The organism is Streptomyces sp. NPDC026246, assembly GCF_055567995.1.
The window spans coordinates 670,983-695,418 of record NZ_JBVHPJ010000002.1 but is presented as its reverse complement, the minus strand read 5'-3'; the positions used below and the strand labels follow the sequence as shown (position 1 = coordinate 695,418).

Here is a 24,436-nt window from a genome sequence, read left to right as displayed (position 1 = left end):
GGACCACCCGGACGGCAGGCCTCAGATCGCCAGGGAGAGCAGGACCGGGGCCGCGCTGCGGTTGAGGGTCTCGGCCGCCCGGCGCAGGCGGTGAGCCTGCTCCACGGGCAGGGACAGGGCCAGGCAGCCGGCCGAGGATCCGGCCGTGATCGGGACGGCCGCGCACACCGTGCCGACCGCGTACTCCTGGAGGTCCAGGACGGGCACGGTCGGCGGCTGGGCCTCCAGCCGGGACAGCAGCAGCCGGTCGCTGGTGATGGTGCGGGAGGTCAGGCGGGCCATCCTGTGGCGGGCCAGGTGGTCGCGGCGCCCGGCGTGGTCGAGCTGGGTGAGCAGGCTCTTGCCGATGGCGGTGGCGTGGGCCGAGGAGCGGAAGTCGACCCACTCGTTGACCTTGGGCAGGGCGGGACTGTCGGCGTACTGGGTGACGCTGATCTCGCCGTCGACGTAGCGGCTGAGGTAGACGGCCGCGCCGACCGAGTCGCGCAGCCGGTCGAGGGTGTGCTGGAGCGTGTCCCGCAGCGCCTGCTCGCGCTGCCGGGCGGAGGTGAGACCGGCCAGGGTCTCACCGGTGACGTAGACGCCGTCGGCGATCTGCTCGACGTAGCCCTCGCGGCGCAGCATGCGCAGCAGCGCGGGGAGCCGCTCGGGGTCGATGCCGGTGTGCCGGGCGAGGCCGGTGTCCGTGACGCCGCCGGGGCGGTGCGCCACGGTCTCCAGCACGCGCAGCGCGTCCTGGGCCGAGTGGTGCGGGGTGGTCGGCGGCTCGTGCTTCAGCGCCACGGTGGTCTCCCCCTGCGCGTGCTGTAGGGCCGTGATCCGGTCGGTCGACCTGTTCCAGGCTAGCGGGCAAACGCCTTGTGCGGAGCGGGGGTTGACAAGATTCCGGACCGCCCGAACTGGGGCAACGGCACTCCGGCACATGCCGGTGGCATGTCCCGGTCCGGGCGGTCCGCGTTCCGCCTGGTCACCAGGCGTAGTCACAGGACTGCGCTGAGGAACTCCCGGGTGCGGTCCTTCTCCGGCTCGCTGAACATCTTCTCCGGTGGGCCCGACTCGATGATGCGACCGGAGTCGAACATCAGTACCTGGTCGGAGATGTCCCGGGCGAAGTTCATCTCGTGGGTCACACAGAGCATCGTGATGTCGGTGGAGCGGGCGATGTCCCTGAGGACGTCGAGCACTCCCGCGACCAGCTCGGGGTCGAGCGCGGAGGTGACCTCGTCCAGGAGCAGGACCCGGGGGCGCATCGCCAGGGCCCGGGCGATCGCCACCCGCTGCTGCTGGCCGCCGGAGAGCTGGGCCGGGTGCGCGTCGCACTTGTCGGCCAGGCCCACCAGGTCGAGCAACCCCTTGGCCCGCTCCACCGCCTCGTCCTTGGACATGCCGAGGACGGTGACGGGCGCCTCGGTGATGTTCCGCAGCACGGTCATGTTCGGGAACAGGTTGAACTGCTGGAACACCATCCCGATCTTCTTGCGGACCTCGCGGACCTCCTTGTCGGAGGCCGGGAACAGCCGCTGCCCGTCCACGGTGATGGTGCCCTCGTCGGGCTTGGCCAGCGTCATCAGCAGCCGCAGGATCGTGGTCTTGCCCGATCCGGAGGGGCCGATGAGGGTGACGTGCTTGCCGGCGTCCACGGAGAAGTCCAGGTGGTCCAGGACGGTGTTGTCGCCGAACCGCTTGGTGACCTGCTCCAGCCGGATCAGCTCGCCGGTGCTCCTGAGGGGGTTCTTCTCGGGGTTGGGGAGGGTGTCAGTGGGCAAGGCGACGCTCCAGGGCTCGCAGGCCAAGGCTGGCCAGGTAGGAAATGACGATGAAGGCCACGCCGATCAGCGTGACGGGCTCGGTGAACCGGAAGCTCTCCTGCGCGAACAGCCGCGCCTCGCCGAGCATCTCCAGCACCGTGATCGCCATCAGGATCGGGGTGTCCTTGAGCATCGCGATGACGTAGTTGCCGAGGGCCGGGACGACCCGGCGGATCGCCTGCGGCAGGATCACGGCCGTCCAGGTGCGGCGCAGCGGCAGGTTCAGCGCCGTCGCCGCCTCCCACTGGCCGGCCGGCACCGCCTCGATACCGGCGCGGTAGACCTGCATCGTGTACGTCGAGTAGTGCAGTCCGATGCCGACGACACCCGTGGTCAGCGCCGAGAAGGCCACGCCCCACTCGGGCAGCACGTAGAAGAGGAAGAACAGCTGCACCAGCAGCGGGGTGTTGCGGACGAACTCCGTGACCGCCCCGACCGGCCAGGTCACCCAGCGCGACGGCACCCGCATCAGCAGCGCCCACACCAGGCCCAGCGCGAAGGAGATCACCGAGCCGAGCAGCAGCGCCTGCAGGGTGACCAGCAGGCCGTCCCAGAAGTGCGGCATGAAGTCGGAGACCGCGCTCCAGTCCCAGTTCATCGCACCGCCTCCACCACGACCGGCTCGGGCGCCCGCGTCGCACCGCCGGGCCTCTTCCCCACGCCCGCCTTCAGCTTCCGCTCCAGCCCGCGCATGCCCCGCGTGAGCAGGAACGCGATCACGAAGTAGATCAGCAGGACGTACGTGTAGATCCCCGCGCTCTCCTGGAGCGCCAGCCGCACCAGGTTGCCGCTGAACGCCAGGTCACCCATGCCGATGATCGACACCAGGGCGGTGCCCTTGAGCAGTTCGACGAGCAAGTTGGAGAACGGCGGGATCATCTCCGGCACGGCCTGCGGCAGCAGGATCAGCCGCATCCGCTGCCAGGGCGTGAAGCTCAGCGCGATCCCGCCCTCCCGCTGGGCCGGGTCGACCGCGTTCAGCGCGCCGCGCACGATCTCGGAGCCGTACGCCCCGTAGGTCAGGCCGAGCGCCAGCGTGGCCGCCCACAGGGGCACGAGCTGCCAGCCGAAGGTGATCGGCAGCACGAAGAACACCCAGAAGATCATGATCAGGGCGGAGGTGCCGCGGAACACCTCGGTGTAGACGCCCGCCAGGAAGCGGACGATCCACAGCCGGTGCGTGCGGGCGATGCCCACGACGAAGGAGACCGCCGTGGCCAGCAGTGTGCCGAGGACGAGCAGCTGGATCGTGACCCAGACGCCCTTGAGTACCAGTTCCCACAGTCCCGAGGTCATCCGCCGCACAGCTCCTTCGCGGTCAGGTCCGTCATCTCGGCCTCGGTGAAACCGAAGGGCTTGAGGATGCGGAACAGCTCGCCGCTCTTCTTGAGCTTGCGCAGCTCCACGTTGAAGGCGTCGCGCAGATTCGTCTCGGTCGGCCGGAAGGCGAACGCGCCCCCGTCGACGTGGGGTTTGCCGCCCACCAAGGGCTTGAACGGCTCGGTCGCCTCCGCCTTGGCGGACTTCTTCACGACCTCGCGCACGGTGAGTGCCGTCCCGGCGAACACGTCCACGCGTCCGGCCTCGACGGCGTTGAGCCCCGCGACCTGGTCCGGGACGATGAGGATGTCGCTCTCCTTGTATCCCGCCTCGACGGCGTACTGGATCTCCGCGTAGCCGGTCCCGGTGGCGAACGCGGCCTTCTTCTCGACGACGTCCTTGTAGTCGCGCAGCCCCTTGGGGTTGCCCTTGCGCACGATGAAGGCGTCGAGCATCTGGTAGTCGGGGTCGGAGAAGACGACCTGCTCGCAGCGCTCGGGGTTGACGTACATCCCGGCGGCGACGACGTCGAACTGCTGGGAGTTCAGGCCGGGGATGAGCGAGCCGAACTCGGTCGGCACCGGCTGCACCCGGTCGACGCCGAGCCGCTTGAAGATCACTGCGGCGAGTTCCGGTGCCTCGCCGGTCAGTTCGCCGTTCTTGTCGATGTAGCCGAACGGGATCTCACCGGCGATTCCCAGACGGACGACGCCCGCCGCGCGGAGCCGGTCGAGGAGGTCACCGCCTTCGACGTCCGAGGCGGTGGCGACCCGGCTGCATCCGGTGGCGCCCAGCGCGCCGAGCGCCGCCACCCCCGCGAGCAGCGACCGGCGTGTGGGTCTCGGTCCGGGCCTCGATATGTGTTCTGGGCTTGTCGGGCTTCTGTGTGGTGGAGCCATGGGCGCGCGGCTACCCGAACGCCTTCGAGTCATGCCGGTCTTTTCAAGCCCCGCACGCGTGCCGTACGGTCCCGCCGGCCGGGACCGGTGCCTGCGGGGGCGTCCGCCCTCCCCGGCACGTCACGGCCCGGGGACGTACCCGCGCCTCTTGTCCACCACGTTCCTCAGCGGCTCACCGGCCGCCCACCGTTCGAAGAACTCCACGAACTGTGCGGCGAGTTCGTCCCGCCAGCCGTCGGTGTCGCCGCTCATATGCGGGGACACGATCAGGCCCGGCACCCGCCACAACGGGCTGTCCCCGGGCAGTGGTTCCGCCTGGAAGACGTCCAGGGCGGCCCCGGCGATCCAGCGCTTCTCCAGGGCCTCGGCGAGGGCCTCCTCCACCACCAGCGGGCCGCGGCCGACGTTGACGAACCGTGCGGAGGGCTGCATCACGCCGAAGCGGCGGGCGTCGAACATGCCACGCGTCTGCTCCGTGAGGGGCGCCGCCGCGATCACCCAGTCGGCGCGGGACAGCAGCCGGTCCAGGTCCTCCGGGCCGTGCACACGGGCGCGCGCGGTCCGCCCGACCAGTGCCGTCGTGACGCCCAGGGCCTTCAAGGTGCGGGCCACGGCCCGGCCGACGGGGCCGGACCCGACCACCACGGCCCGGCTGCCCGCGACCTTCCGGGACTCCCGGTGCCGCCAGGTCCGCTCGCGCTGCAGGTCCAGCGTGCGGGGCAGATCCTTCGCCATGGCCAGCACCAGCGCGGCGACGTACTCGGCGACCGGCTGGTCGAAGACGCCCCGCGCGTTGGTCACCACCGTGTCGGAGGCGGCTAGTTCGGGGCACATCAGATGGTCCACACCGGCACTCGCCGTGTGCACCCAGCGCGGACGCGGGCCCTCGCCCGGCCATGCGTCCCGCACGGCCCGCGAGGTGAAGTCCCACACCAGGAGGACGTCCGCATACGGAAGGCGCTCGGCGAGCCCGGACGCGTCGGTGTGCTCGACGCGGACGCGCCCGGTGAGACGGCCCAGACGGGGGAGCGGCTCGGCGTCCAGGACGAGCAGGGTGGGGGTGGGCATGAGCAGCCGTTCCTCCAGCCGTTCGGCGGATCCGGCCGGCGCGGACCCCGGGCGGGGACGGGAAGGGGCAGGCCCGGAGCCGGCCGGGCGGGGACCCGGGCGGACCGACCACGCTGGCACCCTCGGGACGCGGCCGTCAACACACACCGTCGCCCGCCCGTCGCCCCACGTGACACCGGTGCCCCGGCCGAGGCCGCGCCGAGCCGCGCGACCCGGCGAACTCGGCCAACCCGGTGACGAGGGTGGGCGGCGCTGCGCCGACTGGGTACCCGGTCCCGTAGTACGGGAAGCAGAGCAGCAGGAAGGCTGGACATGACAGCGCTGGGATTTCTCTACCCGGGCCACTTCGCCGACGACGACTATCCGCGCATGGAGCAGTTGCTGGGCAGCGACATCCGGGTGGACCTGGTGCACACCGACCTCGGTCAGGAGACGCACCGGGTGGACGCGACGGCGGCGGGCGACGCGGCCGGCCGGCTGGCGGCCGAGGTGCAGGAACTGCGGCACGCGGGCGCGGACGCCGTGGTGTGGGCGTCGACGACCGGCAGTTTCCTGCACGGCTGGGACGGCGCGCAGGACCAGGTCCGTACGCTGGCCCAGGCAGCCGGCATGCCCGCTTCCTCGACGTCCTTCGGCTTCGTGCACGCGGTGCGGGAACTGGGGGTGCGACGGGTCGCGATCGGCGCGGCCTACCCGGAGGACGTGGCGCAGCTCTTCGCGCAGTTCCTGCGCTCGGACGGGGTCGACGTCGTCTCGGTCCACGCCTCGGGCGGCACCGCGGCGGCCGGGGCCGACTGGGGCGAGGCCGAACTCCTCGCCCTCGCACGCGCATCCGACCATCCCGACGCGGGGGCGCTCCTCCTGCCCGGCACGGACCTGCGCACCGCCGCCCACATCCCGGCCCTGGAGAAGGAACTCGGCAAGCCGGTCCTCACCGCCAACCAGGTCACCGTCTGGGAGGCCCTGCGCCTGGCGGACCGCCGCGTGAACGCCCCCGAACTGGGAGCCCTGTTCACCCGCGAGCCGATCGTCCAGGCCTGACGCCGGGGGCGCCGCCCTCGCCGGGCCGGCCGGGCCCCCGTGGTCCGGGCGCCCGGCCGGCCGGGTCCCCGTGGGCCGGGAATAAACGGAGACAGTCCCCTGTTAGAGCCGGAACGACAGCACACGGCCCACAGCAGGAGGCACCCCACCGTGGCGGCAGACGAGATTCGCGGCGCAGCGCAGGGCAGCGCCCCCGTCCCCCTCTCCGTACTGGACCTGGTCACCGTGGGGGCCGGCCGGACCGCCTCCGACGCGCTGCGCACCAGCGTCGAGCTGGCCCGGCTCGCCGAGCGCCGCGGTTTCCACCGGTACTGGGTCGCGGAGCACCACTCCATGCCGGGTGTGGCCTCCTCGTCCCCGGCCGTGATCCTGGCCCACCTCGCCGCCCACACCGAGCGCATCCGCCTCGGCTCGGGCGGGGTGATGCTGCCCAACCACGCCCCGCTCGTGATCGCCGAGCAGTTCGGCACGCTGGAGGCCATGGCCCCCGGCCGCGTCGACCTCGGCCTCGGCCGCGCCCCGGGCACGGACGGTGCCACCGCCGCCGCCCTGCGCCGCACCGAGCGGCTGAACGAGGGCGCCGACGACTTCCCGGAGCAGCTCGCCGAGCTCACCCGCTTCCTCGACGACGACTTCCCCGACGGGCACCCCTACCGCCGCATCCACGCCGTGCCGGGCCCCGTGCAGGCCACGTCCCCCGGCGGTGTCCAGTCCCCGCACCGCCCGCCGATCTGGCTGCTCGGCTCCTCCGGCTTCAGCGCCCGGCTGGCCGGCGTGCTCGGACTGCCCTTCGCCTTCGCGCACCACTTCTCGGCGCAGAACACCATCCCCGCGCTGGACCTGTACCGCGAGTCCTTCCGGCCGTCCGCCGTGCTCGACCGGCCGTACGCCCTCATCGGCGTCTCCGCGCTCGCCACGGACGACGAGCGGGAGGCCCGCCGGCAGGTGCTGGCCGCCGCCCTCAACATGGTCCGGCTGCGCACCGGCCGCCCCGGTCTGGTGCCCACCCCGGAGGAGGCGGAGGCGTACCCGTTCAGCCCCATGGAGCGGGAGTTCGTCGACTCCTGGAACGCCAACGTCGTCCACGGCACCCCGGACGAGGTCCGCTCCGGCCTGGACGACCTGGCCAAGCGCACCGGCGCCGACGAGCTGATGATCACGGCCAACGCGCACGGCGGGGACGTCCGTCTGCGCTCCTACGAGCTCATCGCCGACGCCTATGGATTGCCGACGCCCGCCTCGGCCTGAACGCCCGGGGTGCCCAGCAGCTCGGAGATGCGGTCCGGCGGCACCGGGCGGGAGTAGAGCCAGCCCTGCCCGGTGTCGCAGCCGATGCTGCGCAGCCGGGTGGCCTGCGCCGAGGTCTCCACGCACTCGGCCGTGACGGTCAGTCCGAGCCGGTGCGCGAGCTGGATCATCGCCTCGACGACCACCTGGTCGGCCGGGTTGGCCCGGGCAGCGGCCTCCCGGTCGTCGTACTGGAAGCCGCGCACGAACGAGCCGTCCAGCTTCAGCGCCGACACGGGCAGCCGGCTCAGGTAGGCGAGGTTCGAGTAGCCGGTGCCGAAGTCGTCGATGGCGATGCGCACGCCCATGTCGCTGAGGGCCTTCAGCGTCTGCAGCGGGCGGCCCGCCGAACCCATCACGGCCGACTCGGTGAGCTCCAGTTGCAGCAGGTGCGGCTCGAGTTTCGTCCCGGCCAGGACCTCCGCCACGTCCGCCACCAGGTCGGAGTCCCAGATCTGGCGCACCGCCACGTTCACGCTGACGAAGATCGGCGGCTCGCCGGGGTGGTCCAGCTGCCAGCGGCGGGCCTGCTCGCAGGCCGTGCGCAGCACCCAGCGGCCCAGCGGGACGATGGAACCGTCCTCCTCGGCCAGTCCGATGAACCGATTCGGCGTCAGTACGCCGAACTGAGGATGATTCCAGCGGATGAGCGCCTCGACGCCGTGCAGCCGATCGTCCTCCATGCCCACCAGCGGCTGGTACTCCAGCCGGAACTCGCCCCGGTCGATGGCCGGGCGGAGCGTGGAGGCGAGGGCCTGCCGGGTCATGCGGTGCGCGTTGCGCTCCGGGTCGAACAGGGTCCAGCGGGCCTTGCCGTCCGCCTTCGCCCAGTACAGCGTCGTGTCGGCCGCCTGCATCAGGGCCGTCGGGGTCGTCCCGGCCGCATGCCGTTCGACCACCCCGATCGACGCCGAGACCGACAGCCGCTGCCCGGAGATGTCGAACGGGTCCTGGACCGCGCGCAGCGCCGACTCGGCCAGCTCCGCCAGTTGCTCGGTGCCGGTGGAGTCCTCCACGAGCAGGGCGAACTCGTCACCGCCGAGCCGGGCCACCAGCGGGACGGTGGTCCGGGAGTGCCCGGCCTCGTCCGCGCAGCGCATGAGGCGCTCGGCGACGGCGGCCAGCAGCCGGTCGCCCACGCGGTGGCCGAGGGTGTCGTTGATGGCCTTGAAGCCGTCCAGGTCCAGGTAGCACAGCCCGATCCGGCCGGTGCCGCTCTGCTCGTACGACTCGGCTTCCAGTGCGGCGGACAGCCGTTCGAAGAAGAGAGTGCGGTTGGGCAGCCGGGTCACCGGGTCGTGCATCTGCAAGTGCCGCAGACGGGCCTGGAGTTCCCGGCGGGCGCTGATGTCGGCGACCGACAGCAGTACGCCCCGGTCCTCGGCCGGCAGGGGGGCGACCGTCACCTGCACCCACAGCGAGTGCCCGTCGGGGTGCTTCAGACGGCGGGTGCAGCGCAGCCGGGACTGCCGGCCGCGCAGCACCTCGCGGTAGGCGTGCCAGGTGCGCGCGTCGGAGGTGAGGTCGACCAGGTCGGCGGCGGCGGACCCGGCGAGTTCGTCCGGTCCGCTGCCGAGCAGCGCGGCGAGCGCGTCGTTGGCGCTGACGACGGCGCCCTCGCGGTCGACGACGGCCATGGCGAGCGGGGCGGCCGTGAAGACGGAGCGATAGGGCTGCCGTGACGGGGTCTCGGTACGGGGAGACGTGTCGATCTCACTCTCTGTGACGACCGGCCGGTCGAGGTCCACCGCGGGCGCCGGTCCTTCGGAGGTTCCGCTCACCGCTCGCTCCCGCATGTATTCGATCTCTGTCCGTGCAGGAAAGGTCAGGAAAGTGTGCCGATCATAGAGGCTGGCCCCAGGGCCTTCCAGCCGGTGTCCGGCGTTCCGGTCCCGTCCGCGCTGCTGCCAGATCGTTTCTGCTCAGCCTTGGACGGCTTCTTCAGGCCCCCGACCAGTTGTGACGTTCCGTGAGTGCTTCGGGGGCGTCGTCGTTCGCATTTCTTCGACCTCTTCACCCGACCGGTGCAGGCAAACAGGGCGCAGTACGACAAATCATCACAGGCTGGGTGCGGTGTCCCGCGAACCGTACCCGGAGGTACCTGTGCCGCGTCAGTTCCCGCGCGCCCGATGGCGCAGCACCGCGGCCGTGTTCACCACCATGTCCGCGCTCGCCGCCACCTCCCTCGGTGCCAGTCCCTCCTCCGCCGGGGCCGATTCGGCCGCGCCCTGCGCCCTGACGCGCACCGACGCCCACCACTCGGAGGGCCTGGACACGTGGAACGCCGCCTATCCGCGGCCGAACCGGTCGCTGAACGCGGTGATGGTGTTCCTGTCCTTCCCCGACTCCCACCCGCTGACCACCCCGCAGGAGCTGACCGCCGACCACTTCCCGGCGACCACCCGCTTCTTCGACCGCGCCTCCTACGGCCGCTTCACCCTGCGCCCGCATCCGCTCCGCCACTGGATCCGGATGCCGCAGCCGTCCACGGCCTACGACATACAGCGCGACTGGGACCCCGGCCGGCGGGCCGCGTACCTGCGCGACGCCCTGTCCGTGGCCGATCCGCAGGTCGACTTCTCCCGCTACGACGTCGTGTACTTCGTCGCCGACCCGGACGCGCCCGGTGTGGACTCGGACGCCACCAAGGTGGTGAACCTGACGAGCCCGCTGCGGGCCGACGGCACCGATCTGCGCCGGGTCGTCACGGTGTTCGAGCAGCACCCGCCGGACCGGCTCGTCCTCGCCCATGAGACCGGGCACGTGTTCGACCTGCCCGACCTGTACCACCGTCCCGCCGACGGCAAGGGCGACTGGGACACGCACGTCGGCGACTGGGACCTGATGGGCAGCCAGTTCGGCCTGGCCCCGGACCTGTTCGCCTGGCACAAGTGGAAACTGGGCTGGCTCGACCCGAGCCAGGTGCGCTGTGTGCAGGACGCCGGTCCGGCCCGGCTGACCCTGGAGCCGCTGACGGCGGGCCCCGGGCCGGCCACGGCCGGTGCCGCCGGGGCCCAGGCCTTCGGGCTCGGGCGCGGCACCAAGCTCGCCGTGGTGCGCACCGGGCCCGACAGTGTGCTCGCCCTGGAGGCGCGGGGGCCGGTCGGCAACGACGTCGAGGCCTGCCGGGCGGGGGTGCTGGTGTACCGGGTGCGGGGCGGGGCGCAGTCGGGAGGCGGACCGATCGAGGTGATCGACGCCCATCCGCGTACCGAGGCGTGCTGGGAGAACTCCGTCTACCCGCCGCTGGCGGACGCGCCGATCGCCCTCGGCGAGAGCTTCACGGTGCCGGGGGAGGGGGTGCGGGTGGAGGTCCGGGTGGAGGGACGCACGGCCTCGGGTGCCTGGACCGTGAAGATCAGGGTGGGCCACTGACCGCAGGCGCCACCGGCGTCGCGACACGTCCCGCTCGCACGCGAAAGGCCCCTCGCTGATGCGAGGGGCCTTTCACCGTCTGTGCGCCGCCAGGGACTCGAACCCCGGACCCGCTGATTAAGAGTCAGCTGCTCTAACCAACTGAGCTAGCGGCGCCTGCTGACGTCGTAGACCTTAGCATCCTGGTCGGTGGGAGGAAAAATCGAAATCCGCACGGCCGAGCGGGCCGCCCGCACGGCCGCCCACAGCAGCACCTCGGGCCCGGGGAGCCAGGGCTGACGGGTGTCGGGAGCGACGAGCCAGCGCGAGCCGGACCGGGCGGCGGCCGGGCCGCCGCCGGCTCCGACCCGGAGAGCCGTGAGGTCGCCGTACGCCGGGGCCGGGACGGTCACCGCGTCGCCCGTGCCGTGGCACAGCAGCGGCGGCACCGCGTCCGTACGACCCCCGGCCCCGCCGTTCCGGCCGTGCGCGCCCCACTCCTCCCACTCCAGCAGCGCCGGCAGCCGCTGGGCCGTGCCGGGGGCGGCGAACAGCAGCATGCGACCGCGGAACTCGGCGACGGGGCCCGAGCCGGGGCCGTCGTCCCACAGCCGGTCCAGCATCCGGCGCCCGAAGATCGCGGGCGCGCTGACGACGTCGAAGACCGAGCCGCAGGGCAGGACGACCGGTGCGCCCGGCTGCTCGTCCCACAGGGCGAGCGTGCTCCGCGGATACGTTCCTGCCGAGGCGAGCCAGGCGGCTCCGTCCGGCGTGACTTCGGAGGCGTTCCATGTGCTGCTCATGGCACACAGGTCTACCGGCAGTGAACGAGTGGTTCCCCAGGGTTGCGGGAAATCGGGACAGCCGGGGGTGAGGGGGAGTATCTTGCCCGCCTGGCATATGCCAGGTGATCGTTGGGCTGGGCTGGGCTGGGCTGGGGCCGGGTCGGGGTGGGCCAGGGTGTGCTCAGGCGGGGTCGCCGGGACCGCGGCCCTCGGCCTCGCCGCGCATCAGGTCCCGCCCGAACTCGACCATCTTCTTGGCGTAGTCCTCGGTCCACTCCGCCCGGTCGGCGATGTCCGCCGTGGTCAGCCGGTCGAACCGCCGCGGATCGGCCAGCTGCGCCGCCGCCATCGCCTGGAACTCCAGCGCCCGGTCCGCCGCGGCCCGGAACGCCAGCGTCAGCTCCGTCGCCCGGGCCAGCAGCGCCCGGGGGTCGTCGATCGACTCGAGGTCGAAGAAGTGCTCGGGGTCCGAGGCCGCCTCCGCGGGCTCGAACAGCAGGGGCGCGGGGCGTAGCCGCGGCTCGTTCCGACGCGGCGTGGGCTCCGCCATGTCTTCTCCTCCTCGTACAGCGCGCTCGGCCCGCCCGGCGGATCGGGCCACCGTCCATTGTCGCGCGGCGCGCAAGTGGGCATCGCGGACGCGGACGACCCACCGCACCACCCGGCACCCACCGCGCCGTTCCGGCCCGCTACGTCTCCCATGCCACCCGGTGCTCTGCCAGGTGGGCCAGGACGGCGTGGTCGGCCTCCCAGCCGTCCGGGCTGTGTTCATCGGCCGCCTCCGGCGGCGGACCGGCCTCCGGCCGGCGGGGACGGGCGTCTCGCTGGAGCGCCCTCGTCACGTCTCCCATGCCACCCGGTGCTCTCCCAGATGGGCCAGGACGGCGTGGTTGGCCTCCCAGCCGTCCGGGAACTTCACCACCGTGCCCAGCTGGACCGGTTCCGTCGACGGGTAGTCGTCCAGGAGGTCCGTGACGCCTGCCCGGCAGACCACGATGCAGGCGTGCCGGTGGCGGGAGGCCAGGACGCAGAGGCGGCCCGTCTCCAGGTGGAACGCCGTGGCGTCGGGGCGGCCCGAGAGGGGATGCAGCACCACCGTGACGTCGTACTCGCGGCCCTGCAGCCGGTTCGCCGTGTCCACCACGACGTCGGTGACGCCGAGGCCGGACAGGGCCGCGCGCACCGCCGCCGCCTGGTCCCGGTGCGCCGTGCCGACGGCGATCCGGTCGGCCGTGAGGGGCGAGGGGTCCGGTGAGCGCTCCGAGGTCGCCGCCCCGCCGCGCTCCAGCAGGCGGCGGACGACCCGGGCCACCGCCACGACCGCCTCCGGGTCCGTGCGCGGGGTGTGGCGGGCGGGCAGCTCCAGCAGCCCCCAGCCCGACGCCGCCGCCTCGTCGATCACCCGGTCGGGGCCCGAGCCGTCCGACGGCACCGCGAAGGCCAGGGCACGGTCGCCGTGGCCGGTGCCGCTGCGGAACGGCGTGTACGGGTAGAAGGCGTCCGACACCAGCGGAGCGGCCGAGGCCGGGAGCCGCCAGGAGACCGGCAGCCGGTGCTGGGGCAGGTCCGGGTTGTGCGCGAGCAGGGTCGTCACCGCGGAGGCCGACGGGTCGTAGGACAGGCCCGCCCACTGCTCGCTGCCCACGATCGCGAACGGGTCCAGCTGCCCCGGATCGCCCACGAACAGCGCCCGCTCGAACAGCCCGGCCACCGCGAGCAGCGCGTCGGAGCGCATCTGGTACGCCTCGTCGACGATGGCGTGCCGCCACGGCTCGTCGGTCTTCACATGCGCCCACTTCGCCGCCGTCGAGATCACCACGGCCAGACCGGCGAGGTCGGCCGCCTTGGCGGACGTGCGGACGTTGTCCAGAGCGTCGAGCGCCTTGTCGTACGGGTCGGCGTCGCTGCTGTGCAGCCGCCCCACCGGAAGGTCGGGGTTCTTCTCGGCGAGCCGCAGCACGAGGTCGTCGACCTGGGCGTTGGTCTGCGCGACCACCATCAGCGGGCGGCCCGCCTCCGCCAGCTCCAGCGCCGCGCGGACGACCAGCGTGGACTTCCCGGCACCCGGCGGGGAGTCGACCACGACCCCGCGCGCGGTGCCGTGCAGCGTGTCATGGAGGATCGCCTCCGTCGCCCGGCCCGCGGCGAGCGAGGGGTCGAACACCGTGGTCACAGCACATCCTCCTCGGTCACCGGATCGGCGGCCTCCAGGGTCGCCTCGCCGGGCGGCCCGCCGTGCGTCCACGGCGTCTCCTCCGGGTCGGGCAGTTTCGCCCCGCCCCGCTGCTCGTGCTCGAAGAGCGTGAAGCAGACCCGGTCGCCCTTCTCCGGCACCGACCCCGGCTCGGGCTCCTTGCCGCGGCCCATCTTGTCGAGGACCCGCAGCACGACGTACGCGCCGTCCTCCTCGGCCGCGACGAACTCCGCCGACTGCGGCTTCCCGCCCAGCGACCGGTACACCTTCGTCCGCTCCCCGAGATACGGCCGGTCCTCCGTGCGGACCGTGACCAGCGGGCGGGGGCTCGGGCGCTTGCCGTCGCTGTACGTCATCACCACGTCGGTGACCTCGCCCGCGAACGCCTCCCCGGACAGCCGCCGCCCCGCCAGCACCAGCGGGTCGTCGAGGGCCTCCTGCGCCTCGAGACGGGCCTGCTCGCGCTCGCGCGTCGCCAGCTTGTTCGCCGCCGTCACCGCGTCGTCGCGGCGCGGCTGCGGGGGCTCGCCGGCCAGCACCCGGTCGCGGTGGCCCGTGAACGACCAGCGGTCGCGAGTCCACCGCTCCTCCACGTGTGCGCCCTCCGGCAGCTCGCGCAGCAGGTCGACACCGCGCCACACCGCGTCCCAGGTCGGCCGGGTCCGGCTCAGCACCAGATCGCGGATCTCCCGCTCGGCGGCGCTCACCGCGCCCAGCCGGTCGTCGGCCTCCAACCCGTCCTCGGCGGCCTGCAGAGCCGTACGGGCGCGGTCGTAGCGCTCGATGGCCGGGGCGAGGAGCTTGTTGTCGAACGCCGGGTCGGTGGCGGGGCCGGCCGGCGGGCAGCGCAGCTGGCCCCGCTCGTCCCGCTCCAGCTCGGCCCGCAGCGCCGCCTCGGCACCGGTGACGCCCCCGGGCGGGTCGATCCAGGCGAGCAGCGCCCCGAGGTGCTGGTCCTCCAGCGTGGACTGCCCGGTCGCCCAGTGACGGCCCAGGACGTCGGTGATCGCCAGCAGCAACGAGGAGCCGGGCACCCGGGCCCGCTCCCCGAAGTGGGTCAGCCACCGGCCGAGCAGCGGCACCCTCGGCGGCGCCGGGTAGGGCGCCTCAGGGTCCTGCTCGGCCGTGCGGCGGAACCGCGTGGAGCGCCCGAGCAGCCGTACCAGCTCGATGCCCGCCCGGCTCGGCACGATCAGCTGCGGCGCGTCCGCGCACAGGTCGACCTCGACCTTGACGCGCTTGCCCGTCTCCGGGTCCGTCTCCGTGCGCTCGGCGGTCTCGACGACCTCACCGTAGGAGTCCACGTAGGGCAGCACCACGTCGGCCAGGTCCGCCAGGAAGCCGAAGCGCAGGTCGCGGTCGCGGGGCTGCGGGACGACCAGCAGGCGCGGCGCGTCCCGGTCGGTGCCGACCAGCGCGCCGAGGGGGGCGCCCGCCTCACCGGCGGTGGTGAGCGGCACGAAGACCAGCGGCTGACCGGACAGGTGCCGGTGGCGGACGGTGGCGGCGGGCTGGGCGCGGCCGGTGCTGACCGCCTCGAGGCGGGCCAGGGTGGAGATCAGCGACACGCCGCCTCCAGTGCCTCGGCGCGCAGGGCCGCGGCCCGGCGCAGCGCGGCCACCGCCGGGTCGTCCGGGTCGCCGGCCTCGCCGCGGGCCGCGGCGAGGACCTCCTCGACCGTCGTCAGACCGCCCAGCTCGGCCCGCACCGGGCGGCCGAGCGTGGTGACCGCGCCCGACTCGCGCGACCGGGACCGGCAGTGGAAGGCCAGCTCGCAGGCGGACAGGCACTCGGGCGCGTACGTCGCCGGGACGGACTCCACGGCCGCCGTCAGCTGCTCGGCGGGCAGCTCGGGGGAGAAGCAGGTGCCCTCCGGCAGAGCGTCGGCGATCTCCTCGATGCGGGTGAGCCGGGCCAGCTGGCGGGCCGTCACCGCGCGCTGCTTGCGGATGTCCACGGCGGAGGCGGCCGGCAGGTTGGAGAAGTCCCGGGGGCAGACCAGCAGGACCCGGTGCCGCACGCGCGGGGCGGGCTCCAGCCGCGCGGCGACCTCCTCCAGCGCCAGCACGTACACCGCCGCCTGCCGGGCCGCCGCGCCGACCTTCGCCGGGTCAGCCGAACCGTCCAGCAGCGGGAAGGACTTGATCTCCACGACCGTCCAGCTGCCGTCCGGGTGCACCACGACGGCGTCCGGCTCCAGGTAGGCCGGGGAGCCCGCGACGTCCAGCGCGAGCATCGGGTGGTCGAGCAGCGTCCACGCGCCCGGGTGCGCGGCGGCCTCCCGCAGCTCCAGCGCCGTACGGGCGGTGCGCCCCTGGGGGCCGGTCGCGGTCAGGTCGGGCACGCGCGCGGCGGTGGGGGGTTCCCCGGAGCGGTCCAGCTTCTCGTGCACCAGCCGCAGCAGCTCCGCGCCGCCGTCCGCCTTGACCTTCGCCTCGAAGGCGTTGCCCCGGGTGAGCGCGAACTGCGACTGCCCGAAGGCCGACGGCGAGCCGAGCGCGTCGGCCAGCACCGCCTTGTTCACCCCCGCCCCGTCCAGGATCGCGCGCCGCGCGCAGCCGGGGTTGGCGGCCAGCGCCGCCAGAGCACGCGCGTCCAGTGCCTTCGCGGGTGCGTCGCCGCGCAGCTCAGCGAGCCGGTGTCGGAGCGCCGTCCCCCGCGTCCTTGGGGGAGGTACTCGGTTCGGCTCCGGCTGCGAGCCGCGCCTCGCGCTGCCGTGGAATTCGCTCACCCGCGGAAGTCTGGCATCCGGCACTGACAATCGGGGAACCAGCGGCGGGAGAGTCCGCCGGGACCGCTGCGGCCGCCGTGACGAACCGGGCCTTCACGCGGTCGGCGGCGCGCATCACGACCGGCGCGAGGAGCAGACCGGCACCCATGACGAGGGCGCCCGCGGCCGCGTCCAGGAAGTAGTGGTTGGCGGTGCCCATCACCACGATCGTGGTGATCAGGGGGTAGGCGACACCGGCCGCCTTCATCAGGCGCGTACCGCCGAAGCGCCACAGCATGACCCCGCACCACAGGGCCCAGCCCACGTGCAGACTGGGCATCGCGGCGTACTGGTTGGTCATGCCGCCCATGCCGCGCGGCGCGCTGGCCGCTCCGCCCCACCAGCCGTAGGAGCTGTACTGGGCCATCGTGTCGACGAAACCGTGACCGGCGTCGAGGAGCCGCGGCGGGCAGGTCGGCAGCAGGGTGAAGCCGATCAGGCCGATGAGGGTCGAGGTCATCAGCCAGGTGCGGGCGGCGCGGTAGCGCACCGCGCGGGAGCGGAAGAGCCACACCAGGACGACCGGCGTGACCACGTAGTGCAGGGAGGCGTACCAGAAGTCGGCGGGTATGCCTATCCAGGGCTCGCGCGTGAAGAGGCGGTTCAGCGGGTGCTCGGCGTTGAGGTACAGCGCCTTCTCGATCCGCAGGATCGCCAGGCCGTGGTCGACCGCCGTGGAGACGTCACCCCGGGCGAGCAGCCGGCCCGCCGTGTAGCACCCGTACACCAGCAGGATGAGCGGCAGCTCCGTCCACCAGCGCAACCTGGGCGCAGGGGCCGCCTCGGTGCCCGGTGTCTCGGTGTGCGGCATCCGATCGCCCTCCCCCTTCGTCCTCATGTGCAGCCGGTCGGCGTGCCACTTTACGGCGTGTACGCGCGCCCCGGGGGGCGGCCTCCGGACCTCGAAGACGCAGGGATCGCCCCCCGGGTTGCCCGCCGGCGGCGTGCGCGATGATGGAGGAGAGTCCCACTCGCGTTGCACTTCGAAAGGTTCCCCATGGCCGCGCGCATCCTCCTGGCCCGCCACGGACAGACCGCGTGGTCCCTGTCCGGCAAGCACACGGGCCGGACCGATGTACCGCTGCTGGAGGAGGGCCGGAGCGGCGCCAAGCTGCTCGGCGAGCGCCTGCACCGCGCGCCGTACGACGGGCTGGCCGGGGTCGAGGTGCGCACCAGCCCGCTGGCACGCGCGCGTGAGACGTGCGACCTGGCCGGCTTCGGCGACCGCGCCCGCACCTGGGACGCCCTGCTCGAGTGGGACTACGGGGCGTACGAGGGCATGACCCCGGCGCAGATCCAGGCCGTCCGGCCCGGCTGGCTCATCTGGCGCGACGGCGTCCCGGAGGGCGAGTCGCTCGCCGAGGTCACGGCCCGCGCGGACGAGGTGGTGGCCTGGGCGCGCTCGGCCGACCGTGACGTGCTGGTCTTCGCCCACGGGCACATCCTGCGCTCCATCGGGGCGCGCTGGCTGGGGCTGCCGATCGACTTCGCGGCCCGCATCCGCCTCAACCCGACGTCGCTGTCGGTCCTGGGCTGGGCGTACGGCGAGCCCGCGATCGAGAGCTGGAACGACCTGGGGCACCTGGCCTGAGCCGCCGGAGCCCCGGCCGGTCCCCGGGGCACGACGGCGGCCGCTGCGGCCCGCTCGCCGTCGCCGGCGTGGGCAGGAGGGGACGGCCCGCACTCGCCCAGCGGCATGGCACGACACGGCCGTGCCGGTCCCGACTCCCGTGCCCGACGGCCCGCGCAGCGCGATGCTGCGGGACCGCGGGGGGTTCCGCGGAGGGACGGCGGAGGGACCGCGGGAGGACTGCGGAGGGACCACGGGAGGACCGCGGGGAGGGGGGCGTTGCCCGGGGTGCAGCCCTCTAGGCCGTGCGCGGCAGCGAGGCGTGCCGGTCCAGGAACGCCGACACCCCCGAGGCGCGGCGGTGCGGCAGCAGCACCCGTGCCGTGGCCGCCAGCATCGTCTGGATCCGGGACGACTGGACCTCCTCCAGCAGGTCCAGCACCCGCATCCCGGCGACCGCCGCCTCGTCCGGCCGGCCGCCCCGGGCGAGATCGTCCGCCAGTTCCGCCGTGTACAGGGCGATGTTCCGCGTGAAGTGCCGGTCCTGCAGCCGCGCCGCCCGGCGTGCGTGCCGGGCCGCCCGGGGCCAGTCGCCGAGCGTCGACCAGCACTGGGCCTCCAGCCCCTCCAGTTCGGCCTCGCCGTAGAAGCTCATCCACTCGGGGTCGGCGTCGGAGGGACCGCGTTCGAAGAGGGTCTGCGCCCGGGCCAGACCCTGTTCGCAGGCGACGCGGTCGGCGAGTCCGGCCCAGCCGCCCGCCTCGCGCAGCGCGAGCAGCGACATCAGCCGGGCGGAGCCCACCGGGCGGGCGACGCGCTGCGCGGCCTGGGCCGCCCGGACCGCCTCGCGCGGCCGGCCCGCGTCGCGCGCGAGGAACGCCGTGTTGCAGAAGGCGTGCGCCTCCAGCCCCGGGTCGCCGGTCATCCGGGCGGTCGCCAGGGCCTCGGCGTAGTGGGAGCGGGCGTCGTCGAAGCGCCCGGAGTCGTGCGCCAGCCAGCCCACGGAGATGGCCAGTTCGCCGGCGCCCGAGTAGAGGCGGTCCGCGGTCGTCTGCCGGGTCGCGCCCGCGTCGAGCAGGGCGTAGGCCGCGCGCAGGGGGGCGGCGGCGCGGCGGTAGAGCCCGTCCGCCCCGTGCCGGTCGTCGAGCAGCCGGATCCGGCGAACGGCTTCCTCCAGGGCGCCGGCGTCGCTCGCCCCGGCGCGGCGTACGGCGCCCTGGGCGGCCGAGGCGTCCCTGGAGAAGCCGGCGGGTCCCAGCGAGGCGGCAGCCACCGTGGCGCCCCCGCTGGTCATGAATGCGCGACGCAGCACGTCGCTCTCCTCGTAGGTGTCGTGCGGGTGGTACGGGTCGTACGGGTTCCGCGTTTCATACGGCTCGCACACCCGGTTGGTCTCACTGGGGGCGTCCGCGGGGTTCGGGGTGTGCGTCGGGGGCGTGTCCTCGCTGTCGCGCGCCCGGCGTCCGCGTACGGACGAGCGGGGCGCGAAGCCCAGGTCGGTCAGGGTTCGGCCCGGGAACATGTGCAGGAACACCCGTTCGTACGCGTAGTTGGGGCAGCGGATCTCGCCGGCCTCGACCCGTCCGACGTAGCGCGCGTCACAACTGACCTGCTCCCCGATCTCGAGTCCGGCCCGGCGGATCGCCGCGGCGAACTCGGCCGGCGAGCGCCGGCCGCGCAGCCGCCGGAAGACGGGGTTCGGCCGTGCGGGCCGGTCGGGCTGAGACGAGGCCATCGTGGACGACGCCATGGCCGGGTCCTCTCGTGCGAACCGTCGAACCATGCCGGGCTTCGGGCGAGTTGCGTGCGTTGTCCGCGGATCCGCCTTGTGTCCGGCGGGCAAGAACGTACCTGCTGTGTCGAAGTCCTCACGCTGTGTTTGGCTACAAACCGGATATCTCATCCGTGATCTGCCATGAAGTGCCATCCTTTGTGGCTGACTTCTGCCGTAGCCGTTGACGCCCCGCCGCGTTGAACCGGTGGACCGGGAGGAGGCCCCCGTCTCCCGACCGCTTGTCCGAGCAGGGGTTCTCGTGGTGGAGGCCGGGATGGATACCAGCCGGATCGACGATTCTCGTACGCCGCCGTGCAGACCGGCGGTGGGCTGCGACGTGGTGACGGTGCCGGCGCGGCAGGGACTGGAGGCCGTGGACATCCTGCGGCGCGCCCCCGGGGACGCCGTGGGGCCAGTGCTGCACGACGACGGGGGCGACACGCTCGGCTTCCTGGTCCCGCCCGGAACCGCCGCCGGATGGGACGTCCCCGGCAGCACCTGCACCCGCACCGACGGCCGGGGACTGCGCCTGGCGCCCGAGCCTCCGGTGGAGGGCTCCGACTGGCTGCTGCCGCCCGGCGAGGCGGACCTCGCCACGGACCCGGCCGTCCTGCGCGAGGCTCTGGACGAGGCGGCCCGCATGATCAGGGCCGCGGACAGCTGCCGCTGACGGCCCGCCCCCGATGGAGCGTATGTCCGGCCCGCCGGGCCACCCGCGATAATGGCCCGATGGGGAAGTCCAGGAGCGGCCGGCGCAGACAGGCCGGTGAGCAGGCCGTCGTCGAGCACGTCGACGGCGGACTCGCCGAACTGATACCCGACCGCGAGCGCAACCGGGCCTGGACCCTCGTGATCGACGGAGCGCCGCAGTCCCACGTCGACCTGGACGACCCGGCGTACCTGTCCTTCGAGTACCAGCGCCGGCTCGGCCACGTGATCGACCTCGCCGCCCCGCCCGGCCGCCCCCTGCACGCCGTGCACCTCGGCGGCGGAGCGCTCACCCTCGCCCGGTACGTCGCCGCCACCCGGCCCCGCTCCACCCAGCAGGTCGTCGAACGGGACGCGGCCCTGGTCCGGCTGGTGCGCCGCGAGCTGCCGCTGGACCCCAACGCGCGCATCAGGGTGCGGTCCACCGACGCCCGGGAAGGGCTCGCCAAGGTGCCGGACGGCTGGGCGGACCTCGTCATCACGGACGTGTTCGGCGGGGCCCGCACGCCGGCCCACCTGACCTCGACCGAGTTCCTCGACGACGTCCGCCGGGTGCTCAAGCCCGGCGGTGTCCACGCCGCCAACCTCGCCGACGGGCCGCCGCTGACCCATCTGCGCGGCCAGATCGCCACCGCGGCCGCCCGGTTCGCGGAACTCGCGCTGGTCGCCGACCCGACCGTCCTGCGCGGCAAGCGCTTCGGGAACGCCGTCCTGGTCGCGGGCGACCACCCGCTGCCCGTCGCCGAACTGACCCGCCGGGCCGCCTCCGACCCGCACCCCGGCCGGGTGGAACACGGCCGGGCGCTCACGGACTTCGCCGGCGGGGCGCTCCCGGTGACGGACCTCGCGGCGGTGGCATCGCCCGCGCCGCCCCCGTCGGCGTTCCGGTGACCTCACGGGCCGTGTGCCGGCCCGCCGGTCAGTAGGTGCCGATCTCCACGCGCGGCGGGCCGTCGTGCCAGGTGCAGAACACCGACACCCGGTCCGCGCCCGAGGCGAACTCCACACGGATCCACGACTCGGTCTTCCACACCTGCATCGACCAACCCGCGCCGGGGGTCGCCGAGACGAGGGAGGCCGACGCCTTGCCGAGGTCGAAGACCGCCCGCCCGCCCTCCGTGTCGTAGCTCTTGACCTCGCCGGTGGCGGCGGGGGCCGCCGTGGGGGAGGGAGCGCGCGACGGGCCCGGCGTGCGCGCCGGGGCGGGGCTCGGCTTCCCGGACGCCGGCGGTGAACCGGGCGTCCGGCGCTTCGGCGGGGGCGACTCGGGCGACGGAGCGACCGGCGGCCCGGACGCCCGGGCGGCCGCGTCGGCGGCCTTGATGGGCAGGGCGCGCGGCGGGTCGTAGGCGGTGCCCGCCATCACCGTGTGGACACCCCACCACGACAGCGTGACCGCCGCGCCCGTGGCGAGCAGCCAGGCCATCACGTGTACGAGTCCTCTGCGCATCGCGGCCATACTGCCTCACCGGTCCCACGTGTTGTCCACAGAAGCAGCCCGCCGGGGGGCCGGCCGCCGCGGTGACGGGGAGTTGTCCACAGGCCCGCACCGGGCTGTTCGGGATGGCGTACGGTGCGGCGCATGGCAAGTGTGCTCGTGGTCGAGGACGACCAGTTCGTACGCTCGGCGCTCATCCGCCACCTGACCGACGCCGCGCACACCGTGCGCAGTGTGGGGACGGCGCTGGAGGCGCTGCGCGAGGTCGCCCATTTCCGTTTCGACGTGGTCATCCTGGACCTCGGACTGCCCGATCTCGACGGGTCCGAGGCCCTGAAGATGCTGCGCGGCATCACGGACGTGCCGGTGATCGTCGCCACCGCCCGGGACGAGGAGACGGAGGTCGTCCGGCTGCTCAACGCCGGAGCGGACGACTACCTGACCAAGCCCTTCTCGGTCGATCACCTGTCGGCCCGCATGGCGGCCGTCCTGCGCCGGGCCCGCTCCCGCTCGGGGGAGCAGGAGACGTCGTCGGTGCTCCGGGTCGGCGGGCTCACCGTGGACCCGCTGCGCCGCCAGGCCGAGCTGGACGGCACGCGACTCGACCTCACCCGCCGCGAGTTCGACCTGCTCGCCTTCCTGGCCCGCCGCCCCGGCGTCGTCGTACCCCGCAAGGAACTGCTCGCCGAGGTGTGGCAGCAGTCGTACGGCGACGACCAGACCATCGACGTCCATCTGTCCTGGCTGAGAAGGAAACTGGGCGAGACGGCGGCCAACCCCCTTTATCTGCACACCCTTCGGGGCGTCGGCGTGAAGCTGGAGCCACCGGGGGCACCGCGATGAGGTGGGCCCTGGTCAAGGTGTCGCTGGCGGTGACCACCATGGTGGTGCTCGCCTTCGCCGTGCCCCTCGGCCTCGTGATCCGCGAGATGGCCCGCGACCGGGCCTTCTCCAACGCCGAGCGGGAGGCGGCGGCCGTCGCCCCCGCCCTGTCCATCACCACCGACCGCGACCAGCTGGAGCGGGTCGTCGCCTCCGCCGGCTCCGACGCCGGGATGGCCGTGCACATACCGGCCGGTGACGGCCAGCAGGCCCTGGAACTGGGCCGGCAGCGCGCCGCCGGTCAGGACATCGCGGCCGTGCGCAGACTGGGCCGCGCCTCCACGACCGGCGTCCCCGGCGGCTCCACCCTGCTCCAGCCGGTCGCGCTCAGCACCGGAGAGATCGCGGTGGTCGAGGTGTACGTGCCGGAGTCGGAAGTCACCAACGGCGTGGGCACGGCCTGGGCGGTGCTCGCCGCGGTCGGCATCGCGCTGATCCTCGGCTCCGTCGCGGTCGCCGACCGGCTGGGCGTGCGCATGGTCCGGCCCGCCCGACGGCTGGTCGAAGGGGCCGGCGAGCTGGGGGAGGGCAAGCTCGGCGCCCGCGTGCCCGAGGAGGGCCCGACGGAACTGCGGCTCGCGGCAGTCGCGTTCAACTCCATGGCCGACCAGGTCGTGCAGCTCCTGGCCAATGAGCGGGAGCTGGCCGCCGACCTCTCCCACCGGCTGCGCACGCCCCTGACCGTGCTGCGGCTGAACACCGCATCCCTGGGCGAGGGACCGGCCGCCGACCAGACCCGCACCGCGGTCGAGCAACTGGAGCGCGAGGTCGACACCATCATCCGCACCGCCCGCGAGGCCAAACCCCAGACGGCCGCGGCCGGTCCGGGCGCCGGCTGCGACGCGGCGGAGGTGGTGCGCGAACGGATGGCCTTCTGGTCGGCGCTCGCCGAGGACGAGGGGCGCAAGTGGCGGGTGGCCGGGGCCGACCGGCCGGTACGCATACCCGTGGCCCGCGCCGACCTGGCCGCCGCGCTCGACGCGCTGCTCGGCAACGTCTTCCGGCACACCCCGGAAGGCACGGCCTTCGCGGTCGACGTGCACAACGGCGAGGACGCGGTGATCGTCCTGGTGTCCGACGCCGGACCCGGCATACCCGACCCGGAGGCCGCGATGGCCCGGGGGAGTGGTTCCGGGAGCGACGGCTCGACCGGGCTCGGCCTGGACATCGTGCGCCGGCTGGCGGAGTCGACCGGCGGGGACGTCCGCATCGGTTCCTCGGTGCTCGGCGGCACCGAGGTGCGCCTCTGGATCCAGCCGACCGGACGGGCGCCCGGAGGCAAGGGACACCGCCAGATGCGCCGCCGCCGCCCCGGCCGCCTGACGGCGACACACCGCTCCCGCCCCCGCTGACCACCGCGTACGCGCCGCATCGCGCCTCACCCGGGCCCGAAGCGGCCTGACGAGCGCGGCGGAGGGGCCCTTCGGTGATCCCGGCCGTGCCGGACGCCCTGCCGAGCCGTCGCCCCGGTGGTGCCGTCTGAACGGGACACGGACGGTCACGTCCCGACGACCACCGACGGCGGCGGCTCCCGACCG

General features: G+C 73.7%; 23 protein-coding genes and 1 tRNA gene. 8 read left to right on the top strand and 16 right to left on the bottom strand.

Going from position 1 to position 24,436, the window contains the following annotated elements; genetic code table 11:
- Positions 1–21: 21 nt before the first annotated feature.
- The 6 genes from ACZ4M5_RS07230 to ACZ4M5_RS07205 all read right to left on the bottom strand — a co-directional run bounded on the left by ACZ4M5_RS07230 (position 22) and on the right by ACZ4M5_RS07205 (position 5,095).
- Positions 22–783, bottom strand: a complete 762-nt coding sequence (locus ACZ4M5_RS07230) for an IclR family transcriptional regulator (protein ID WP_467733939.1) — start codon at positions 781–783, stop codon at positions 22–24.
- Positions 784–980: 197 nt separating this feature from the next.
- Positions 981–1,766, bottom strand: a complete 786-nt coding sequence (ehuA, locus tag ACZ4M5_RS07225) for an ectoine/hydroxyectoine ABC transporter ATP-binding protein EhuA (RefSeq protein ID WP_467733937.1) — start codon at positions 1,764–1,766, stop codon at positions 981–983.
- Positions 1,756–2,406 carry an ectoine/hydroxyectoine ABC transporter permease subunit EhuD gene (gene ehuD / locus ACZ4M5_RS07220; RefSeq protein WP_467733935.1) on the bottom strand — a complete coding sequence of 217 codons (651 nt, stop codon included), beginning with the start codon at positions 2,404–2,406 and terminating at the stop codon, positions 1,756–1,758. Before ehuD ends, ehuA begins: the two co-directional genes overlap by 11 nt.
- Positions 2,403–3,104, bottom strand: coding sequence for an ectoine/hydroxyectoine ABC transporter permease subunit EhuC (gene ehuC / locus ACZ4M5_RS07215; protein ID WP_467733933.1), 702 nt, complete (start codon positions 3,102–3,104; stop codon positions 2,403–2,405). The genes ehuD and ehuC overlap by 4 nt, the downstream gene beginning before the upstream one ends.
- Positions 3,101–4,027 carry an ectoine/hydroxyectoine ABC transporter substrate-binding protein EhuB gene (gene ehuB / locus ACZ4M5_RS07210; protein WP_467733931.1) on the bottom strand — a complete coding sequence of 309 codons (927 nt, stop codon included), beginning with the start codon at positions 4,025–4,027 and terminating at the stop codon, positions 3,101–3,103. The genes ehuC and ehuB overlap by 4 nt, the downstream gene beginning before the upstream one ends.
- 120 nt (positions 4,028–4,147) lie before the next feature.
- Positions 4,148–5,095 carry a D-2-hydroxyacid dehydrogenase gene (locus ACZ4M5_RS07205; RefSeq protein ID WP_467733927.1) on the bottom strand — a complete coding sequence of 316 codons (948 nt, stop codon included), beginning with the start codon at positions 5,093–5,095 and terminating at the stop codon, positions 4,148–4,150.
- Positions 5,096–5,407: 312 nt separating this feature from the next.
- Here ACZ4M5_RS07205 and ACZ4M5_RS07200 point away from each other — a divergent pair, with 312 nt between their 5' ends.
- Together ACZ4M5_RS07200 and ACZ4M5_RS07195 are read left to right on the top strand one after the other, a co-directional pair.
- Entirely contained in the window at positions 5,408–6,136 is a 729-nt protein-coding gene (locus tag ACZ4M5_RS07200; RefSeq protein WP_467733925.1) for a maleate cis-trans isomerase family protein, read from the top strand.
- A 150-nt stretch (positions 6,137–6,286) separates the two neighbouring features.
- Positions 6,287–7,384, top strand: a complete 1,098-nt coding sequence (locus ACZ4M5_RS07195; RefSeq protein ID WP_467733923.1) for an LLM class flavin-dependent oxidoreductase — start codon at positions 6,287–6,289, stop codon at positions 7,382–7,384.
- On the opposite strand, the gene ACZ4M5_RS07190 is transcribed toward ACZ4M5_RS07195, so the two are convergent.
- Positions 7,354–9,219, bottom strand: coding sequence for a putative bifunctional diguanylate cyclase/phosphodiesterase (locus ACZ4M5_RS07190; RefSeq protein WP_467733921.1), 1,866 nt, complete (start codon positions 9,217–9,219; stop codon positions 7,354–7,356). The two genes, ACZ4M5_RS07195 and ACZ4M5_RS07190, sit on opposite strands and share 31 nt — an antisense overlap.
- 307 nt (positions 9,220–9,526) lie before the next feature.
- On the opposite strand from ACZ4M5_RS07190, the gene ACZ4M5_RS07185 reads away from it, so the two are divergent.
- On the top strand, positions 9,527–10,798 hold the full coding sequence (locus ACZ4M5_RS07185; RefSeq protein ID WP_467733919.1) for a M6 family metalloprotease domain-containing protein: 1,272 nt from the start codon (positions 9,527–9,529) through the stop codon (positions 10,796–10,798).
- An 82-nt stretch (positions 10,799–10,880) separates the two neighbouring features.
- Here the strand turns inward: ACZ4M5_RS07185 and ACZ4M5_RS07180 are convergent.
- From ACZ4M5_RS07180 to ACZ4M5_RS07150, 7 genes are all read right to left on the bottom strand, one after another.
- Positions 10,881–10,954: transfer RNA gene (locus ACZ4M5_RS07180), tRNA-Lys, on the bottom strand.
- Entirely contained in the window at positions 10,945–11,580 is a 636-nt protein-coding gene (locus ACZ4M5_RS07175; RefSeq protein ID WP_467733917.1) for a bifunctional DNA primase/polymerase, read from the bottom strand. Before ACZ4M5_RS07175 ends, ACZ4M5_RS07180 begins: the two co-directional genes overlap by 10 nt.
- Before the next feature lie 163 nt (positions 11,581–11,743).
- Positions 11,744–12,112 (bottom strand): hypothetical protein, encoded by a 369-nt coding sequence (locus ACZ4M5_RS07170; RefSeq protein WP_333933522.1) that lies wholly within the window; start codon positions 12,110–12,112, stop codon positions 11,744–11,746.
- Between the two features lie 288 nt (positions 12,113–12,400).
- Positions 12,401–13,735 (bottom strand): AAA family ATPase, encoded by a 1,335-nt coding sequence (locus ACZ4M5_RS07165; protein ID WP_467733915.1) that lies wholly within the window; start codon positions 13,733–13,735, stop codon positions 12,401–12,403.
- A complete protein-coding gene (locus ACZ4M5_RS07160) occupies positions 13,732–15,324 on the bottom strand; it encodes a hypothetical protein (protein WP_467733913.1) in 1,593 nt (530 codons plus the stop codon). The genes ACZ4M5_RS07165 and ACZ4M5_RS07160 overlap by 4 nt, the downstream gene beginning before the upstream one ends.
- Positions 15,315–16,487 carry a hypothetical protein gene (locus ACZ4M5_RS07155; RefSeq protein WP_467733911.1) on the bottom strand — a complete coding sequence of 391 codons (1,173 nt, stop codon included), beginning with the start codon at positions 16,485–16,487 and terminating at the stop codon, positions 15,315–15,317. Before ACZ4M5_RS07155 ends, ACZ4M5_RS07160 begins: the two co-directional genes overlap by 10 nt.
- Positions 16,384–17,337: a phosphatase PAP2 family protein gene (locus ACZ4M5_RS07150; protein WP_467733909.1), complete on the bottom strand. Its 954-nt coding sequence runs from the start codon at positions 17,335–17,337 to the stop codon at positions 16,384–16,386. Before ACZ4M5_RS07150 ends, ACZ4M5_RS07155 begins: the two co-directional genes overlap by 104 nt.
- A 186-nt stretch (positions 17,338–17,523) precedes the next feature.
- On the opposite strand from ACZ4M5_RS07150, the gene ACZ4M5_RS07145 reads away from it, so the two are divergent.
- A complete protein-coding gene (locus tag ACZ4M5_RS07145; protein ID WP_467733907.1) occupies positions 17,524–18,117 on the top strand; it encodes a histidine phosphatase family protein in 594 nt (197 codons plus the stop codon).
- 277 nt (positions 18,118–18,394) lie between these two features.
- On the opposite strand, the gene ACZ4M5_RS07140 is transcribed toward ACZ4M5_RS07145, so the two are convergent.
- The gene (locus tag ACZ4M5_RS07140) at positions 18,395–19,846 is read right to left on the bottom strand and encodes a hypothetical protein (protein ID WP_467733905.1); all 1,452 of its coding nucleotides are present in this window, start codon (positions 19,844–19,846) and stop codon (positions 18,395–18,397) included.
- A 298-nt stretch (positions 19,847–20,144) separates the two neighbouring features.
- Here ACZ4M5_RS07140 and ACZ4M5_RS07135 point away from each other — a divergent pair, with 298 nt between their 5' ends.
- Positions 20,145–20,540, top strand: coding sequence for a hypothetical protein (locus tag ACZ4M5_RS07135; protein WP_467733903.1), 396 nt, complete (start codon positions 20,145–20,147; stop codon positions 20,538–20,540).
- 59 nt (positions 20,541–20,599) lie between these two features.
- Complete coding sequence (locus ACZ4M5_RS07130) at positions 20,600–21,469, top strand: spermidine synthase (RefSeq protein WP_467733901.1); 870 nt, start codon at positions 20,600–20,602, stop codon at positions 21,467–21,469.
- A gap of 28 nt (positions 21,470–21,497) precedes the next feature.
- On the opposite strand, the gene ACZ4M5_RS07125 is transcribed toward ACZ4M5_RS07130, so the two are convergent.
- Complete coding sequence (locus ACZ4M5_RS07125; protein ID WP_467733899.1) at positions 21,498–22,028, bottom strand: hypothetical protein; 531 nt, start codon at positions 22,026–22,028, stop codon at positions 21,498–21,500.
- A gap of 132 nt (positions 22,029–22,160) precedes the next feature.
- Between ACZ4M5_RS07125 and ACZ4M5_RS07120 the strand changes: the two genes are divergently transcribed.
- Together ACZ4M5_RS07120 and ACZ4M5_RS07115 are read left to right on the top strand one after the other, a co-directional pair.
- A complete protein-coding gene (locus tag ACZ4M5_RS07120; protein ID WP_467733897.1) occupies positions 22,161–22,859 on the top strand; it encodes a response regulator transcription factor in 699 nt (232 codons plus the stop codon).
- On the top strand, positions 22,856–24,250 hold the full coding sequence (locus ACZ4M5_RS07115) for a sensor histidine kinase (RefSeq protein ID WP_467733895.1): 1,395 nt from the start codon (positions 22,856–22,858) through the stop codon (positions 24,248–24,250). Before ACZ4M5_RS07120 ends, ACZ4M5_RS07115 begins: the two co-directional genes overlap by 4 nt.
- Positions 24,251–24,436 lie beyond the last annotated feature (186 nt).